This is a genomic window from Brachyspira innocens ATCC 29796 (genome assembly GCF_000384655.1).
GTDB classification, from domain to species: domain Bacteria; phylum Spirochaetota; class Brachyspiria; order Brachyspirales; family Brachyspiraceae; genus Brachyspira; species Brachyspira innocens.
In genome coordinates, this window is the sequence record NZ_ARQI01000078.1 from 1 (window position 1) to 19,167 (window position 19,167).

15 protein-coding genes are annotated in these 19,167 nt (G+C 26.2%); 9 read left to right on the top strand and 6 right to left on the bottom strand.

All coding sequences use genetic code 11. The features are described 5' to 3' along the window. The first annotated feature begins 167 nt into the window (after positions 1 to 167). The 5 genes from yajC (at position 168) to F811_RS0102690 (ending at position 6,259) form a co-directional block, all read left to right on the top strand. Complete coding sequence (yajC, locus tag F811_RS0102670) at positions 168 to 596, top strand: preprotein translocase subunit YajC (RefSeq protein WP_013114074.1); 429 nt, start codon at positions 168 to 170, stop codon at positions 594 to 596. Positions 597 to 626: 30 nt separating this feature from the next. Beyond that, positions 627 to 2,138, top strand: coding sequence for a protein translocase subunit SecD (gene secD / locus F811_RS0102675; RefSeq protein ID WP_020003745.1), 1,512 nt, complete (start codon positions 627 to 629; stop codon positions 2,136 to 2,138). Between the two features lie 72 nt (positions 2,139 to 2,210). Next, the gene (secF, locus tag F811_RS0102680; protein ID WP_020003746.1) at positions 2,211 to 3,149 is read left to right on the top strand and encodes a protein translocase subunit SecF; all 939 of its coding nucleotides are present in this window, start codon (positions 2,211 to 2,213) and stop codon (positions 3,147 to 3,149) included. Positions 3,150 to 3,250: 101 nt separating this feature from the next. Then, a complete protein-coding gene (locus tag F811_RS15455) occupies positions 3,251 to 4,375 on the top strand; it encodes an O-fucosyltransferase family protein (RefSeq protein ID WP_020003747.1) in 1,125 nt (374 codons plus the stop codon). A gap of 105 nt (positions 4,376 to 4,480) precedes the next feature. After that, entirely contained in the window at positions 4,481 to 6,259 is a 1,779-nt protein-coding gene (locus tag F811_RS0102690; RefSeq protein WP_020003748.1) for an SWIM zinc finger family protein, read from the top strand. Here the strand turns inward: F811_RS0102690 and F811_RS0102695 are convergent. Continuing rightward, positions 6,252 to 7,013 (bottom strand): transporter substrate-binding domain-containing protein, encoded by a 762-nt coding sequence (locus F811_RS0102695; RefSeq protein WP_020003749.1) that lies wholly within the window; start codon positions 7,011 to 7,013, stop codon positions 6,252 to 6,254. The genes F811_RS0102690 and F811_RS0102695 overlap by 8 nt on opposite strands. Before the next feature lie 102 nt (positions 7,014 to 7,115). After that, positions 7,116 to 7,865: a transporter substrate-binding domain-containing protein gene (locus F811_RS0102700; RefSeq protein ID WP_020003750.1), complete on the bottom strand. Its 750-nt coding sequence runs from the start codon at positions 7,863 to 7,865 to the stop codon at positions 7,116 to 7,118. A 217-nt stretch (positions 7,866 to 8,082) separates the two neighbouring features. Here F811_RS0102700 and lepA point away from each other — a divergent pair, with 217 nt between their 5' ends. From lepA to F811_RS15465, 4 genes are all read left to right on the top strand, one after another. Continuing rightward, on the top strand, positions 8,083 to 9,894 hold the full coding sequence (lepA, locus tag F811_RS0102705; RefSeq protein WP_020003751.1) for a translation elongation factor 4: 1,812 nt from the start codon (positions 8,083 to 8,085) through the stop codon (positions 9,892 to 9,894). Positions 9,895 to 10,089: 195 nt separating this feature from the next. Next, on the top strand, positions 10,090 to 10,554 hold the full coding sequence (locus tag F811_RS0102710; RefSeq protein ID WP_020003752.1) for a hypothetical protein: 465 nt from the start codon (positions 10,090 to 10,092) through the stop codon (positions 10,552 to 10,554). Further along, positions 10,542 to 12,089, top strand: coding sequence for an McrB family protein (locus F811_RS16205; protein ID WP_020003753.1), 1,548 nt, complete (start codon positions 10,542 to 10,544; stop codon positions 12,087 to 12,089). The genes F811_RS0102710 and F811_RS16205 overlap by 13 nt, the downstream gene beginning before the upstream one ends. A gap of 44 nt (positions 12,090 to 12,133) precedes the next feature. After that, the gene (locus tag F811_RS15465; protein ID WP_020003754.1) at positions 12,134 to 13,477 is read left to right on the top strand and encodes an McrC family protein; all 1,344 of its coding nucleotides are present in this window, start codon (positions 12,134 to 12,136) and stop codon (positions 13,475 to 13,477) included. A gap of 9 nt (positions 13,478 to 13,486) precedes the next feature. On the opposite strand, the gene F811_RS0102725 is transcribed toward F811_RS15465, so the two are convergent. The 4 genes from F811_RS0102725 to F811_RS0102740 form a co-directional block, all read right to left on the bottom strand. Further along, entirely contained in the window at positions 13,487 to 16,588 is a 3,102-nt protein-coding gene (locus F811_RS0102725; RefSeq protein WP_020003755.1) for a PD-(D/E)XK nuclease family protein, read from the bottom strand. An 80-nt stretch (positions 16,589 to 16,668) separates the two neighbouring features. Next, positions 16,669 to 17,856 (bottom strand): bifunctional glutamate N-acetyltransferase/amino-acid acetyltransferase ArgJ, encoded by a 1,188-nt coding sequence (argJ, locus tag F811_RS0102730; RefSeq protein WP_020003756.1) that lies wholly within the window; start codon positions 17,854 to 17,856, stop codon positions 16,669 to 16,671. Further along, positions 17,849 to 18,364 carry a hypothetical protein gene (locus tag F811_RS0102735; protein WP_020003757.1) on the bottom strand — a complete coding sequence of 172 codons (516 nt, stop codon included), beginning with the start codon at positions 18,362 to 18,364 and terminating at the stop codon, positions 17,849 to 17,851. Before F811_RS0102735 ends, argJ begins: the two co-directional genes overlap by 8 nt. Positions 18,365 to 18,427: 63 nt before the next feature. Continuing rightward, a complete protein-coding gene (locus F811_RS0102740; protein WP_020003758.1) occupies positions 18,428 to 18,838 on the bottom strand; it encodes a hypothetical protein in 411 nt (136 codons plus the stop codon). Positions 18,839 to 19,167 lie beyond the last annotated feature (329 nt).

Consider the following 19,167-nt stretch of genomic DNA (forward strand, 5'->3'; position numbering starts at 1 on the left):
ACAATTTTTATATATAACAATAATAAAAATTGGAAGACTATGGCAAGTTTACTTGACAAAAGACTATAGCGGACAATTTTTATATATAATATGTTGACATAACTATAAATTATTGATAATATGTTACAATCAAAAAAAATTTTAAAAAATCAAGAGGTAATTAAAGAATGTTCACAGCCACATTATATGCACAAACTGCCCAAGGAGCACAGGCAGGAGGAAGCCCATTAGTATCCATCGGTATGATGGTTGTTATATTTGCTATTTTCTACTTCCTATTAATAAGACCGCAGAAACAGCAGCAGAAAAAATTAGCTCAAAGTATAGCTGAATTAAAAAAAGGCGATAAAATTATAGTATCAGGCGGAATTATAGCAGAATATATATCCGATAAAGAAGGCGGAAGAATTGCTGTAGTAAAAGTAGGCGAAAATACTAAAATGGAAATAATAAAATCTTCTATATCAGCAGTTGTTACAGAAGAGATGTTAAACCCTCCTAAAAAAGAAGAAAAAAAAGATAAAAAAGCTATAGAAGATAAAAATCAAATAAAAGAAGATTTAGAAAAAGCTCAGGCAGAAGATAAAAAAGACTGATAAAAATTAATAATAACAGGACAATATAATATGAGTCATAACTTAAGACTAGCATTCATTATTATAGGACTTGCCATAATGGCTTGGTTTATTACTCCTACAGTAAGATGGTATTTTTTTACATCCGAAGACAAAAAAGAAGAAAGTAATTTGTCTTTAGATGAAATGATAGCTAAAGGCTACACTAAAGAACAAATTGACAATATTCAATCTCTTAAACGTTTAAGAAGCGAATCTGTTAATATGGGTTTGGATTTGCAGGGCGGTATAAGAATAGTACTTCAGGCAGATTTTGAAGAATATGCTGCAAGACTAGAGAGAAATGCTTCTTCTCTTACAGCAGAAGAAAAAAATGATGCTATGGACAGACTTATATCAAGACTTAGAGGAAGAATAGACCAATTTGGCGTAAGTGAGGTAGGCATAAGGAAACAGGGTGAAGACAGAGTGGTTGTTGAACTTCCTGGTGCCAGAGACCCAGACAGAATAAAAAGCGTAGTATTAAGTCAGGGAGCTTTAACATTTAATTTGGTTGATGAACAAGCTACTGCTGCTTTAACTACTAATGATATGCTTATGGGTGTATTTACAAATATGGCTAAAGTACCAGAATATGGAAAACAGCTTTATTTCTACAGCGAAAAAGATGATTTCGGAAGAAGAATAAGAGGTGCTCCTGTTATAGTTAATAAAGAGCCTTCTCTTGAAGGAAGTTCTTTGGTCAATGCTCAAGTAGGCGGCGGACAATTCGGAGAAGTTACTGTTGAGTTTGAACTTAATAATGAAGGTTCTGAACAGTTTGCTTTAGTTACAGCTCAGAATAAAAATAGAATGCTTGCTATAGTATTAGATGATAAAGTTATAAGTGCTCCTAACATCAATGATGAAATTAGAGGCGGAAGAGGTGTTATTACTGGAAGATTTACTTTAGAAGAAGCTCAGGACTTGGCTAGAATATTAAAAGAAGGTGCTTTGCCTCTTAATGTAAGTATAGTAGAAGAAGAAGTTGTAGGTCAGTCCATTGGTGCCGACTCTGTTAAAGCAGGTGCTACTGCTTTACTTATGGCAGCTATTTTAGTTGCTGTATTTATGATAGCAGTTTACAGACTTTCTGGAGTTTTGGCTACTATAGCGATGATTGTAAACGTTATACTTATTATAGCAGTATTATCACCATTGAGATTTACTTTAACATTACCTGGTATTGCTGGACTTATTCTTACTATAGGTATGGCGGTTGATGCTAATGTTATTATATTTGAACGTATAAAAGATGAATTAAAAATTAAATCAAATGTTGCTGATGCTATTATATCTGGTTATGACCGAGCATTTGCTACAATATTTGACTCTAACATTACAACTATTATTGTAGCTTTAATACTTTGGATATTCGGAAGCGGTCCAGTACAAGGGTTTGCAATTACCTTATTCTTTGGTATATTGATAAACTTATTTACCGCTGTATTTATTACCAGATATATATATGAAGAGCTTATACGCACAAAAATGGTTAAGAAAGCAGGATTCTTCTTTATATAGTTATTTATATATAAAGACAAAAAGAATAAAAATTGTTTATATATAATTGCTTAAAATAAATAGGATTTTATAATGAGTGAAGATATTAAAAAAGAAAATGATAAAAAAGAAAATAACGATTTAACAAAAAATAAAATACCTTTTGTTAAATTTATGCCTATTGCTGCTGTTATATCTGCTGTATTGTTTATAGCCTCTATTGGTTTATTTGTAAGCAAACTAAACACTAATAGTTTTAATATGGGTATTGACTTTGCAGGCGGTGTGGAATTAAAAGTACAGATAGATAATCCAGAAGTTATCAATATTGCTGAAATAAGAGCATTATACAATAACTTTGGAACTGAAACTGTTAATATTCAGGAGCTTGAAGGAGAGGCTAATATCAATGCCTTTCTTTTAAGATTTAGAGGTTCTAATGAAGAATCTGACAGAGCTATGAAAGTTCTTTATGATAAATATGGTACTGACAAAGTTAATTTAATAGGAAGCAACATCATAAGCGGTGTGGTATCTGCTGATAATTTGAAACTAGCATTCATACTTATAATTGTTTCTTGGATTATCATAATGATATATATTACAATAAGATTCAATTATAGATATGCTTTTCCTGCGATAATTACACTTATACATAATGTTGTTATAGTATTTGGAATACTGCTTTTCTTAAACAAAGAGTTTTCAGTACTTGTACTCTCATCAATGCTTACTTTAATCGGATACACTATTAATGACATCATAGTAGTATTTGACAGAATAAGAGAAAATGCCGATACTAAAAGACCATTTAAAGAGATTGTTAATATAAGCCTAAACAATGTTGTAGGAAGAACTGTAATAACTAGTATATCAACACTTCTTGCAGCACTTGCCATAATGATATGGGGAGGCTTCATACTTTATGATTTTGCCTTTACATTCTTCTGCGGTGTTGTTATAGGTACTTATGCTAGTAACTTTATAGCAAGCGGTCTTTTAATATTATTTATGAAAACTAAAAAACATTAAAATAATTAAAATTAAAATAAATAACTAAAGTAACTACTATAATTTTTTAATTCTAATAGTTACTTTAGTTATATTTTTATATATCTTATTAGAGGAATAATATGGATAATAATTTATTAAAAGATATAAACAATATAGTATGGTATATACCTATTAAAAAATTAAGAAACTCTTTAAGAAATTATCTAATTAAGTTAAATGAATATAATCAAGTAATAAAATTACAAAATGATTTTACTCTTAAAAAACTATATAATCTTGACAAATATAAACTTGATGAAAAAAATTTTTCATTTGATGAATGTTCTGAATTTTTAAGAAAATATAATGAATTAAATAATAGTTTTAGTAAAACATGTGTATTTTATGTGGGTCATAGTGCTGGTTTTTTTTCAGAGTTTAACAATATGGTATTGGCCATTATTTATTGTCTAGTTAATAAAATAAATTTTAAACTATATTCAAAAACTGCTAACTTTTCAAATGGAATCGGATGGGAAGAATTTTTTAAACCTTTTTGTAATGAAGTTTTTCATGATCTATATCATCAATATAATTCAAGATATTATGATCCTAATTTATTAAATCTTCTAAATGCAATCAAATCAGAACATAACATAGATTATTTTACTCAGGATATTTTTTATGATATAAAAAATCCAGAATTTTTAAATAGGAGTTTCAATATAGAAGAACTTGATATTAATGGTAATATAAAAGAAGTTTTCGGATTAATATCCAAAAAAATATATAGATTTAATGAGAAAACAGAAAATGAGATAAAGAGTTTAATAAATACACTTAATTTACCCAAAAATTATATAGCAGCACATATAAGAGCAGGAGATAAAATAACTGAATCCAATTTAATATCTTATGAAGTGTATATTGAAGCCATAAAAAAATATTCAAATTTAAAAGACATTTTTATATTTACAGACGATTATTCTATTATAGATAACATAAAAAATAAATATAAAAATACATATAATATACATACTTTGACCAATAAAGATGAAAAAGGATATACTCTAAATAAATTAAACTCAAAATCAGATAATGAAAAACATAAAGAACTAATAAAATTATTTGCGATGATTGAAGTTTGCCGTAAAGCAGATATCTGTTTTGGAAGCTATACAACAAACCCTGATTCCTTCTTATCAGCCATAATGGAAGAAGGTAAATTTATTGAAATTGAAGATAAAAAATTTCATATAATGTAAACCTATAAAGCTATAATCATAAATGTATTAATAATAAAATTATTAAGTTTTGACTAATTATAAAAAATATATATAATTAAATAAATTTTATATAGGCTTTTTATAATGACTCAAAAAATTAATAACTTAAAACAATATGTAAATGAAAAATTTCTACTTACTCTCACAAATAAAGGTATATACAATCGTTCTGTTAAAGATATTTATAATATTATAAATAATACCCCAGAGAAAATAAAACTTGAAGAAGATAATGATAAAATAAAAGTTATAATAGATACAGGAGAGAAAATAGAAGTAACACTTAATGATGAAGATATAAAATCAAGCAAATGTACATGCCCCTCAAAAGATATTTGCAAACATATTATAATGTCTCTTTTATATATAGAACATCTTGATACTGAAAATAAAACAAATGATAATATAGAAAATGATAACAAAGATAATAATAAAGAAACAGAAGAAACAAACATAGTAAAAAAAGATGATGTAATAAATAATACATTTGATGAAGTTAAAAATATAAGTTTCGATGAAATTAGAAAATTAAGCACTAAAAGAAATTTTGAATACGCACTAGATAGATTTTATGAAAATATTGAAGCAGATATAAAAGAAGATGCTATGCTTGAAATTAATATTCCAGAAGAAAATATAATTATTTATTTCCCTAAAAAAGACAGCATAAAAAAGGCAGTATGTTCATGCAAAGATTCTTCACTTTGTGCACATAAGATAATAGCGATATTAAAATACAAAGAAATGTACGGAACTTTAGAAGATATAATAGAAGAAGATAAAGAGATAGATGAAAATATTTTAAAATTCGCAAAAGAGTTTGCAGAAAATATATTTGAAAAAGGATTTTATTCATGCAGCGAAAAAGATTTTGATATATCAGAACAATTAAGCGTAAAACTTCAGGTAAAAAATATGCCTGAAATAGCAAAGATGTTTAGAAGCATTGCTGAAAGTATTGATTCTATGATAAATAAAAAAGCTTCTTTTAATAAATTATTTGCATTCGCTACATTATCAAGACTTTATAATACAATACATGTAATAGAAAAAGCAAAGGCACAAAATGATAATAAAACTGTAAAACTTCTAACTGGAGAGATTAGAAGCAAATATATAAACAGAACAAGCGGAGAGTTTTTAGGACTTGGAGCTTATCCTTGGATAAGTTCTACTGGATATTTAGGAGCTAGTGCTTATTTATATAATATTAATACCAAAAAAGTATCTTTCTTTTCTTATGTTATACCTACATTCTATGATAATGCTAAAATATCATATGATGATGTAAGAAGCAATTATAGGAAAAAAATTCATTTTGAAAATAATATATCAATAGAAGAAATCTCCAAACATAAATTTAAATTTATAAATTATAAAGTTAATAATGAAGAGAGAATATCATCAAGCAAAAAAACTTCTGTTATACTAAATGACAGAATTAATTGTAAACTTTTAGAAGAATTAAGAATATCAAAAAATAATGAAGAATTATTTGCTGAAAGTTATAATGATATACTTAATATAGATTTTAAATATGACTACTTCAATAAAAATGACAGAGCAAAAATTATAATAGCAAGATTCCAAAAAATAGAAAATATAGAATTTAATAAAACAGAACAAATACTCTATTTTGATATAGTAAACTATACAGAAGATAATGATGAAGAGAGATTAACTCTAAATATAAAATATACATCAATTCATTCAAACGGAATCAAATATATAATGAATTATAAAAACTCAAAAATAGATAAAGATAAATTTATATTATTAGAAAAAACTAAATATTATATACGTCCAATAAGCATAATAAATATCAATGCCGTTATTAATATATTTTTTGAAGATATTAATTAGCAGATAAATATTTTTTTATAAGTTCATCATGATAGCCGCTTAGCATAATCTCCATTAAAGCTTTATTGAAAGTATTTAATAAATCAGTATCTTCTTTTCTGAAAGCTATAGCATAATCTTCATCAGGATATTTTATTTCCTGTACTATTTTTATTTCATCATCATAAGCAGTAAAATGCTCACATGTAGTTTTATCAAATACAGCCGCATCTACTTTACCTACTTTCAAAGCAAGTATAATACTGCTTCCAGTATCAAATCTTTCTATATTAATTCCTTCTTTTTGAGAAATCATACTATCTGCCACAGTTCCTATTATTACACCAACATTTTTACCTATCAAATCTTCTTCTTTATTTATATTTGTATTGCTGCTATCCACAATAACTGCCTGACTGGTCGTATAATATTTATCTGAAAAATTAACAAGCTCTTTTCTCTCTTCTGTTACAGTCATTCCAGCTATAATGACATCAATCTTATGAGATTCTAAAGCAGGCATAAGCTCTTCAAACTTCATAGGATTGAAATTCATCTTTAAACCTGATATTCTCGATATTTCATTCATCAAATCATAATCAAATCCGCCTATATGACCATTAGACATATAACCAAAAGGATAATCATAAACATATATTCCTACATTTACGGATCTGTTAGTCATATTATCTATATTATCAGAAGCGGTATTATTAGAACTATTAGAGCATGATAGTAATATAATAATTGATACAATTAAAACTACTTTTTTCATTATGATTTCTTCCTAAAATAAATGTATATGGTATTATATAAAAGTAATTTATATATAAAAAAAGTCAAGCAGTTTATTATCAAAAAATATAATGAGCAATCTTTAATTTAAATGCTTATTTACGAGTTTTTCATAAACTCCATTACTCATTATTGTATGAAGAGCATTATTAATTTTTTTTAGTAAAACATTATCATCTTTTCTTACAGCTATACCATAATCAAGTTCTGGAAATATAATATCTTCTGCTATTTTTATATCATTATCATATTTAATATAATTATTGCATGTTACTCTGTCAATCATAACAGCATCAGTATTTCCAAGCTTCAAAGAAAGCAAAGCACTTCCTGCAATATCAAACCTTACAACATTAATATTATTTGAAGCTGATATAATAGTATCAGATATAGTATCTTTTATAACGCCTACACTTTTACCAAGTAAATCATCAAATACTTTTATATCATTATTATCTTTAAGAATAATAATGCTCTGAGATGAACTGTAATATTTATCTGAAAAACTCACAAGTTTTTTTCTATCTTCTGTAATGCTTATTCCAGCTATTGCAATGTCGATTATATTGTTTTGTAAAGACGGTATAAGTTCAGAAAATTGAGTTTGCATATATTCTAATTTTAAATTTTCTAATTTTGCTATCTCATTCATTATATCATAATCTAATCCGCTTAAATTATTATTGCTCAAATAAATCATAGGATAATCATAAACATATATTCCAACTCTTACTGCAGTTTTATTAGAATTATTACTAGAATTGTTACGGCATACTGAAAAAGAAATCAGAACAAATAATGCAAATAATACAAAAATAATTATTCTCTTCATAACAAACAAATATACATGTATTAGGTATATATTATAAAATATAAAATATTATAAAAAAGTCAAGCTATTTTTTTATAAAATATATGTTAATATATGCATAACTAATGAATAAAAATCATTTGCAAAAACACACTCACTATATTATAATATATCATCAATATAAAAGTATAATATTTTTAATATCAATCAATTTTAATAATAAGGATATATTTTATAAATGTCATACGCTGAAAAAATTAGAAATTTCTGTATCATAGCACATGTTGACCATGGTAAAAGTACATTAGCCGATAGAATCATAGAGCATACCAAAGCAGTATCAAGCAGAGAGATGAAAGCCCAAATATTAGACTCTATGGATATAGAAAGGGAGAGAGGAATCACTATAAAAAGCCAAGCTGTAAAACTTTCTTATGAGGCTAAAGATGGAGAAGTATATACTCTTAATTTGATAGATACTCCAGGTCATGTTGATTTTAATTATGAGGTTTCCCGTTCGCTTGCTGCATGCGAGGGTGCTATATTAGTAGTAGACGCTGCTCAGGGGGTAGAAGCTCAAACTATTTCTAACTTTTATCTTGCTTTTGAAAATAATTTGGAGATTGTACCTGTTATTAATAAAATAGATTTGCCTGCTGCCAATATTGAACTTTGTAAAGAACAGATGGAAAAAGAGTTCGGCGTTAATAAAGATGATGTTGTACTTGCAAGTGCTAAAAATGATATAGGTATTGATGAAATACTTGAAGCAGTTGTTAAGATGATACCTGCCCCAAAAGACAATACTAATAAAAAAACTAGAGCATTGATATTTGATTCTTATTATGATCCTTTCCGCGGTGCTGTTATGATAGTGAGAGTATTTGACGGCTCTATCAAAAAAAATGATAAACTTCTTTTAATGGAAACTAAAGCAGAGTACGAAGTTGAAGAATGCGGTACACTTTTACTCGGGCTTAAATCAGCTAATGAACTTAAAAGCGGAGAGGTGGGATACATTATTGCAGGCATTAAAAATATATCTGACATAAAAATAGGAGATACTATAACGCTTGAAGAAAATCCTTCTGATGAGCCTTTAATAGGATATAAAGAAGTTCTTCCTATGGTATTTGCTGGTATATTTCCAGCTGAAGATGAAGATTATACTAGTCTTCAGAAGGCATTAGAAAAATTAAAATTAAATGACGCTTCATTAGTTTATGAGCCAGAACGCTCTATAGCTTTGGGCTTTGGATACAGATGCGGATTTTTAGGACTTTTACATTTGGAGATTGTGCAGGAAAGACTTGAAAGAGAGTTTAATCTCAATCTTGTAATAACCAGCCCTTCGGTAGAGGTAAAATTAAAACTCACAAACGGCGAAGAGAAAATTATTGATAACCCTGCAGATTTTCCTACAGCACAATATATAGAAAAATGTTATGAGCCTTTTATAAATGCTCTTATAATAGTGCCTACCGATTATTTGGGTAATATAATATCTCTTTGTATAGACAGAAGAGGTACGCAGACATCATTAAATTATTTAGATGATAAAAGAGCAGAAATAAAATTTGACTTGCCTTTAATAGAAGTAGTGTATGACTTTTACGATAAATTAAAATCAATATCAAGAGGATATGCTTCATTTGACTATGATTTTTCAGACTTCCGAGAAAGCCAAATAGAAAAAATAGATATACTTGTCCATGGTGAAGTGGTAGACGCTTTATCATTTATGGCACATAGAAGCAATGCCGAAAGCCGCGGAAGACAAATCATAGAAAAATTAAAACATCTCATTCCAAAACATATGTTTCAGATTCCATTACAGGCAGCAATAGGCGGAAGAATTATAGCACGAGAAAACATTAGTGCTTTAAGGAAAAATGTTACAGCCAAATGTTATGGAGGAGACATCACAAGAAAAAGAAAACTTCTTGAAAAACAAAAAGAAGGTAAAAAACGAATGAAAGCCATAGGAAGCGTAGAGATACCTCAAGATGCATTCATAAGCGTACTAAAAACTGATGACAATAATAAATAGTTTTTTGTTATTTTTTCATTGTGTATAAAATAAGTTTATATTTATTAAACTACTAATCTTGTATTAGGCTTTATGAAAACCATTTTTTAATATAGTTTATATATATGTCATTAAAACATATTAATATAAAAAATATATTGATTTTATCTTTAGTTCTTATATACTTATAAAATATAAAACGTTAGGATATTTTTAATGTCATATGTTTATTTTGGCAGCAAATGGAAAGATAAATGGCTTTTAGATGAAATATTTCTTAAATATAATATAGTATTTGTAGGATTTAAAGATGATGAGGAAGATTATAAAAATGCTTTAGAAAAAACTAAAAATACATACATCAAAAAAGGCACAAAAATAGTTATTGCTGAAAGTATAAAAGTAAAAGCTGTAGGTATAGCTCTTTCAGATTCTATCACATTAGATAAATTAATAAAAGAATATAATAATAAAGATAAAGAGCAAATTAAAAATTATCTCTCTTATATTGATGATACTATATTATGCGTTAAAGCTAAATTATACAAATTAAGTTTGGAAGATGAATTTAATTTCGGCTCTCAGGCAAGAAGGTTTTGCAATATCAAAGACAGCGTCACTAAAAATAATATAGATAAATTATTAAAAAATATTCAGGAAACATGCATATGGAAAACTTAAAAGAAAACTGCATCAAACTTCTTAAAGAAAATTATAACCTCATACTCACAGGAGCTCCTGGTACAGGAAAAACCTATTTGGCTAAAGAAATAGCAAGAGAAGTAATGAAAGATAATACAGCTATAAAAGATTATAAAAAGTTTATAACAGATTATTATAAAAACAATAAAGAGCGTTTAGAAAAGTTAAAAAAAGATGGAGAAGAGTTAAGAGAGAAATTTGTAAAAAGATTTCCTATAGAGAGTTTAAAAAATATTAGTATAGATGATTATGCTGTAGGAAGAGGAGATAATAATTCATTTTGCTATTGGATTGAATTTGGGCTTAAAAGAAAATTATTAGGAGGATTTTTTGCTGGAGGAGCTAAAACATATTTACTCTATTATGATAAAAATACTGGAAACCTAATGAATGAAACTACTAAAACTAATGATGAGCTTATAAAAGAAATAGGCAAAGAATTATATAATATGGCCACAATAGAAGATTATGATTTTAACAATTCGGTATTAGACTTTAATAAAAGAAATGATTATTTGGCAATAAAAATATATAATTCATATCACCCTTATACATATTTTCCTATGCTTTCAAGAGAATATATGCTTGATATATGTGATATATTTAATATAGAAAAAGATAATAATAGATATAAATTAAATAAAAACATAAAAAAATTTTTTGATGATAATCTAAAAGATATAGATTCATATATAGTAAGAATAATATTATTAGAAAATTTTGATTTAATAAGCGGGAAAAAACAAGATATAAATATGAATAATGATGAATACGGCTTTGTGCAGTTTCACCCTTCTTATGATTACACAGATTTTGTCGAAGGCTTGAGACCTATTAAAGACAGTAACGGCAATATAATGTTTGAGAGAAAGGACGGAGTTTTTAAAGAGTTCTGCAAAAATGCTTTGCAAAACAGAAGCAGTAAATTCGTATTTATAATAGATGAGATTAACAGAGGAGAGATTTCAAAAATTTTTGGAGAATTATTTTTTGCTATTGATACTGGATACAGAGGAGAAATTGGAAGAGTAAAAACCCAATATAATAATTTGATTAGTAATGATGAAACAGATGATGAATTTGAAGAAGGCTTCTTTGTTCCAGAGAATGTTTATATAATAGGAACTATGAATGATATTGACAGAAGCGTTGAGAGTATGGACTTTGCTATGCGTAGGAGATTTGCTTTTAAAGAAATTAAGGCAAAAGATACACAAGATATGCTTGATAATATTTTAGATAATGAAATACTAGATGAAGCTAAAGACAGAATGAACAAGTTAAATGAGGCGATAGAGAAAATTGAAGGCTTTAATTCTTCCTATCATATAGGAGCTTCTTATTTCTTGAAATTAAAAAATTATTATCAAAATAATAATAAAGACGATGCTTTTGATATGTTATGGGAAAATCATTTGAAAGGTCTTTTATATGAGTATTTAAGAGGAATGCCTGATGCTGAAAATAAACTTGATGAATTAGAAAATGCTTATTCCTTAGACGATGATAATTAATTATTATATATTTAATTTTATAAGTTTATAATAAAAATAATAATATGACTAACACAAATAATAAAATTGTTAAATTAAAAGATAATAATAAAAAATTAATAAGTATACAAGAAAATATTTCTGAAGAAGATATAAGCTCAATTAAAGAAATATCAGGCAAAACTCTTTATAGTGTAAAAGATAATATTATAATATTTCCTAACTCCATAAAAGAAAGTAAAGACTTGGAAGAAAAAAATAAGATATTTGATATTATTAATGACAGTATATACACTAATAATATAATGGGATTTATTAGCTATAAAAATATTCAAATAAAAATATCTTCAAGATTTGCAGATGATGATAATGATTATTTTCTACACTACATGCTCATGAAAGTTCTTAATCTTAATATCATTAATTTGGAGCATAGCAAAGATTATGACGATTCATTTGATTTTTTGATTTATATGTTTATTAGTTTTTTTAAGAAAGCATTAAGACAAGGGCTTTTCAAACAGTACAAATTAATAAAACATAATGATTGCTATGTAAAAGGAACTATTGATATTAACAGATACATCAAAAATAATATTCCTTTTAATGGTAAAATTTCGTACAATACTAGAGAATACAGCTATGATAATAATATAATACAATTAATAAGACACACCATAGAATATATAAACACGAAAAACAGATATATTCTAAATTATGACAATGAAATAAAAAATTATGTTCAGCAGATATTTTATTCTACTCCTAGTTATGAGAAAAATAAAAGAGAGAGCATTATAAATAAAAACTTAAAAAAATTATCGCACCCCTACTATTATGAATACGAGCCTTTAAGAAAAATATGCATTCAGATATTAAGGCATGAAAAATTAAAATATGGAAGCGATGATAATACTGTATACGGACTATTATTTGACGGGGCTTGGCTTTTTGAAGAATATTTAAATACTTTTTTAAAAAAAGAGAATTTTATTCATGCCGAAAATAGATCCTCAACAAATGGTATAAATCTACTTAATAATGCTTGGATAGTTTATCCAGACTTTTATAAATTATCAGAAAATAATAATATAGTGCTTGATGCAAAATATAAAAGGCTTGACAGTAATGAAAATATAGATAGAAATGACAAACATCAAATAGTATCATATGCTTATACACTTAATGCCAAAAAGGCTGGTTTTATTTACCCTATCGAAAGTGATAATTATAAATATGATGATTATATAGGAAATCTAAACGATAAATACAGTAACATTAATTGTAAAATACATAAATACGCCTTGAAAATTCCTTCAGCAAAAAATAATAATTTTGAAAGTATAAAAGATTTTGCAAGTTATATGCGTATAATCGAAGAAGAATTATTAAAAACTTTAGAGAGTTAAAAATATTATTTACTCTTCTTTTTGATATACATGTTCGCAGTAAGGAGCATTATAACAGCCCTCGCAGTTACTCATGCTTGGATTATATTTTAGTTTTCCATTTAAAATATCTTCAAATACTTCATCAAAATAATCATTCAAATTATATTCGCTTTCTATATATCCGCATACTGAAAGTAAAAAGTCTCTGTCATTATATACTTCATTTATTTCAGTATTCTCATCTATAACATCTTTTTCTCTGTATATAGTAAATACTACTTCACAATGTTCTATTTTTTCTGCTATATTCTTTTTTATATATTCGCTTAAAATTAATTTCAAATATAGTATAGGCTGAAGATATGTAAGTATTGTTTCTTTTATAATTTCTATATTTGTTTTTTCTTTTTTATCTTTCTTTTCTGTTCTAGGGCTTCCTTTATAATCTACTATTCTAACACCATTGATATTTTTATATTTATCATCTTTATAGCTGAAATCTATTCTGTCTATTACACCTCTTATCTTTAATGTGAAATCACCTTTTTTATATATTATATATTCTTTTTCATCAAACCCTATTCTTCTTTCAAAATCAAATGGTATATAATGATAACCATCGTTCATATCTTTAACTTTATTTGTGATAATCTCTTTTTTTATAAAGGCATGCATAACATTTAATGCCTCTTTTTTTATGATATTTTGGTCTAACTGATACTCAATAAAATACCTCTCTTCCAAATCTTTTTTTGAGTATGATTCTATCATTTTATTAATATGCTCTTCTACTACTTCATCAGCTATATTGCAGTAAGTATTAAACTCTTCTTCTTTAAGCGAGCAGTCAAAAATAGCTGATTTGCCTTTAACATCTTCATAAAACTTCTGAAAAAATTTATGATAAGTAATACCTTTATCAGCACGATTTATCCCCTGAACTTTAGCCTCAACGGAATCCTTTTGATATAAACTCGAATAAAAAAACTTTGCAGAGCATTCCATTATAGACTGAAGAGTTGTAACTGAAACTGGACTTTTAAAAATATTATAGAAAAATGTTTTTATCTCTTCGCTTTTATCATCAAAATTATTATATCCGTTTTTATTTCTCTTATGATATACTTTATTCATAATGCTTTTTACATCATCTATATAATATGCCGCCTCATGATTAAAAAATAAACTCATTAAATTTTCTTTATTAGTGTGAATATTATTTTCTTTTTGTATATATTCTTTTCTGTATATAAGTCCGTTTTCTTTTAAGTTATCAAATTTAAAATCATTATGATACATTTCATTATATAAATCTTCCAAATAATAAAAAGGAACTTCCAAATTACCATTATCATCTTTTAATCTGAAAGAAAAATAAACCTGACTATCTTCATAGCAGTAAGATAATATATTCAAAAATAAAGCATAAGAAATATCCGATAAATAATGCTGAGTATTAAATGCATGCTTTTTCAAATCTTTATTAATACTCTCTCTTAATTTCTCACTTATAAAAAATACATTAGGTCTTCTGTTTATAAAGTCATTATTCATACCCAATATAAATAAATGCTTAAATCTAAGTCCTCTGGCATCATATAAATTACTCACTGTAAGAGAAATTTCTTTATCATCATTATCCATAAGAGACTTATCCCTTAATAATACATTCAAAGCAGTTTGAAAATCAAAATGGCTAATGCTTTCATTTTCTATAGTTTCTATCTCTTCTGTATATGATATTGTAAGCACCAAATCAATAAAGATTGCCAATGCCTCATTATCTCTATTATAATATTCCTTTTCATATTTATCATCATAAGACATAGAACCAATTTTTAAAAATTTCAAAATATTTATATAAGCAAGCCCTATCTCTTTATAAGTTTTCTTTGATACCAATATATTAAGCAAATCAATAAACTCTATTATAGTTTTTGAAGTGTTATTGTTATTAAACTTCCTTGCTATTTTTTCTTTAAAGTCATTAAAGGCCATTTTTGAATATATCTCTACTGAGTTATATTTATCATACTTATCATAAGAATAGATCAAGTCTCTTATATTATAAGGATTTAATCCCTCAAGATTTTTCATATAGGAAGAAGAAAGAACCTTTATTAAAGAGTCTATATTAAGCTCACCATTATATTTATCAAGTATAGAAAATATAGAAGTAAGAACTGGTATTATAGGCACTTTCCAAACAAAATTAGCCCTTCTTTCATTAAACTTAATAGAACATTCTTTTAATCTTCTTGAAACTATATCACCATATTTTTGAATATCCGAAAATATTATACCTATATCATATAAAGGAGTACCGTTTTTTATTAATTTTATTATCTCATCTACTGCAGTATCAACCTCCTGTTTTGCTCCGAAACCCGCTATAAACTTTATTCTCTCTTTATATTTAGTTAAATTAGTTTTATCTATAAGAGATTTTGCAAAATCCGAATTGATACTAATATCAAAATTGTCAATGCCCTGATAAAATGATCTATAATCATAAAAATATTTTTTCATATCATAAGGCAGTTCTACTTTAACATCTATATTATAATATTTTTTAAGACTCTCTAAAAATATTAAATGCAAAGGCGGTATCTTTTCAAAACCATAAATAATTATACTGTCATACTCATTCAAATAATCAAGCTCTCTATTTTTTATAGCATCTATAAAAAGCTCAAATATATCAAACTCATCTAAAAGATCATTTTGTTTATTATATTCTTTATAATGCCTTATAACTGTATTTATCTCTTTAAGTTCTTTATAATTATTCAAATCAAAGCCATAAAATTTGGCCAAAGTAATTTCTTCTATAAGTTTGTATAAAGTGTATGCAAGCTCATATGTAATATTTTGTTTTGCTATTACAGAGTTTTTATTATTATATTTGTATTCATTTAATATATTATGAATATTGATTATTGCTATTGATTCATCTATGTATTGTTTTTGATTATCTATTCTGTAGTTTATAAAAAATTTTTCTTTATTATCTTTATAATATCTATGGAGTATCTGATAATTACTGATATCCATTGTATATTTTTTGAATTTATCTTTAAGATAATTATTTTTCGCTTTATAATTTGGAAATAAAATTAATTCTGGCATAACAAAAATCACTTTTTTATTTTATTATACTAAAATGAAGCTGTTTTGTCAATTTTATTTTTAATAATATAAAAAACTTATTATATATTGTAAGACGAATGTATTGATATATATTCCTGAGTTAAATCGGTAAAATAATAATAATCTTCATATTTGGTATTAAAGCCCAAATCTATTGTTATATAATTCTCTTTTCTCTCTTCATCAATATCTTTTTTTAGCTTTGCCATATCCTCTTCATTTTTATTTATTTCTCCGTTTTTATATATATCAACATCATTAACCTGAAGAGATAAATTATTTATATTAATATCAATATTTCCCAAAACAGATAATATTTTTTCAAAGTTAGGATTTTTAGAAAGAAATAATATTTTTACCAAATTTGAAACAGCTATTTTCTGAGCAGCATTAAAAGCATCATTTTGAGTTTTAGCCCTTTTTACTGATACTATCATAGTTTTTGTTATACCTTCGCCATCAAGTATTATCATTTTGGCAAGATAAGCACAAATTTCATCTAATTTATTTTTTAATTCTTTAAATAGCTTTTTGTTTCTTTCAGTGATAGGCTTATTATTTAAAGCACCATTAGCCATAATAAGTGCCATATCATTTGTAGAAGTTTCACCATCTATAGATATTCTGTTTAAAGTTTTATTAACAGCTTCTTTAAATGCCTTGCAAAGTGCTTCCTTCTCTACATTCAAATCAGTAAATATAAAAAGTAAAACAGTAGCCATATTCGGGTGAATTATAGAACTTCCTTTAGCTGCGGCATAAAATCTTGCCGTTTTACCTGATACTTCCATACTTGAAGTGTATATTTTATTGAATTTATCTCTAGTTTGAATAGCCCTTGCAATATTGTCAAAATCAAAGCTCATAGAATTACTTGCTTTTTTTATTCCTTCCTTGATTTTTTTTGTATCAAGATACTCTCCAATAATTCCAGTAGAAGCCGTTAATATATTCTCTTTTTTTATATTAAATACTTCAGAAGCATATTTAACTATATCTAATACATCATCATAGCCTTTTTTTCCTGTAAGAGAGTTAGCTATTTTACTGTTTACTATAAGCAAATCTATATTATTCTTATCATTCTTCTTTGAAAAAAGAATCGGAGCAGCCTGAAAACTATTCTGAGTATAAACTGCTGATACCACACTAGGAGGTTCACTTCTTATAACAGCCAAATCATAATCATTATTTTTAAGACCAGCTTTTACAGCAGCAGATGAAAACCCCAGAGGTATATCATACATTAAATAATTCCTCCTCTTCTGGATCGGTATCATCTTCTACTCTTTTTACTTTCTTGTTTTCGTAATTTATCCTTTTACGAACAAAAAATCTCATATTTTTTCCGCTTTGTCTTTCCTGTATAATACCAAATGTACCTGAACCAAGATAAACTATTTTATCCTCTTCTTCCATTTCAGATAAATTATTTTCTCTAATCTCATTTAATATACATTCAAAATGAGCTAATTCTCCCGTACCATTATGTCTTATAGCTTCCTCTATAATATAAATAGGTTCATTACATATAGGGCAAAACGGCCTTTCAACGTCTTCTTTCATACGTCTTTTCAGATAATTTCTCTCATATTCTTCTATGCTTTTTTCATGATACTTATACTGATTATTATGATTGTATTTTTTTTTATAAAAATTATTTTTATTTTTTTTATTACCGCTGTAGAACTTTTTATTATTATTGTTTTCTTTATTGTTATTATTATTAAATTTTTTGAATTTTTTCTCTGACATCAATAGCCCTTTTTATAATAAAGCAATACAAAAAAGTATTGCTTTATATATTATAAAAATTAATTATTCATCATAGTCATCATCATCATCGTAATCGTCATAGTCGTCATCGTAATCATCATCATAATCATCATCGTCATCGTCAAAATCATCATCAAAGTCGTCATCAAAATCATCTATATCATCATCGTAGTCATCATCATCGTAGTCGTCGTCGTCATCATCATAGTCTTCGTCATAATCATCATCATCATAGTCATCATCGAAATCATCATCATCAAAATCATCGTCATCATAGTCGTCATCGTCAAAATCATCATCATCGTAATCATCATCATCAAAATCATCATCGCCGTAACTATCATCGCCATAATTATCATTATCTTCATCGTCATCTTTAAACTGTCTTGTTGAAAAATAACCATTATTATTTAATAATTCATCTAATAAATTCATAGATTCTAACTCTTCCATTTTTATTTACTCCATAATTCGTATAATTTTTAAGTTATGATAATACATAAGTTTTTTTTGTCAAGTATTAATATATTTTATTTTAAAAAAATATACTAATATCAATTTTTTATAATTTAACATTTTTATATTAAAAGTCAATAAAACATATATAATTATTATATATCTTTACAATATTGATAAGGGTAAGATATATAATTAATATAAAAACCTCTGACATCTAAAGCTATCAGAGGCTCACTATTTTGATTTATTGAAATCTAACTATATATAATATTATTTATCTTGTAATACCGCAATACCGAAAGGTAATTCAATTCCTTATATCA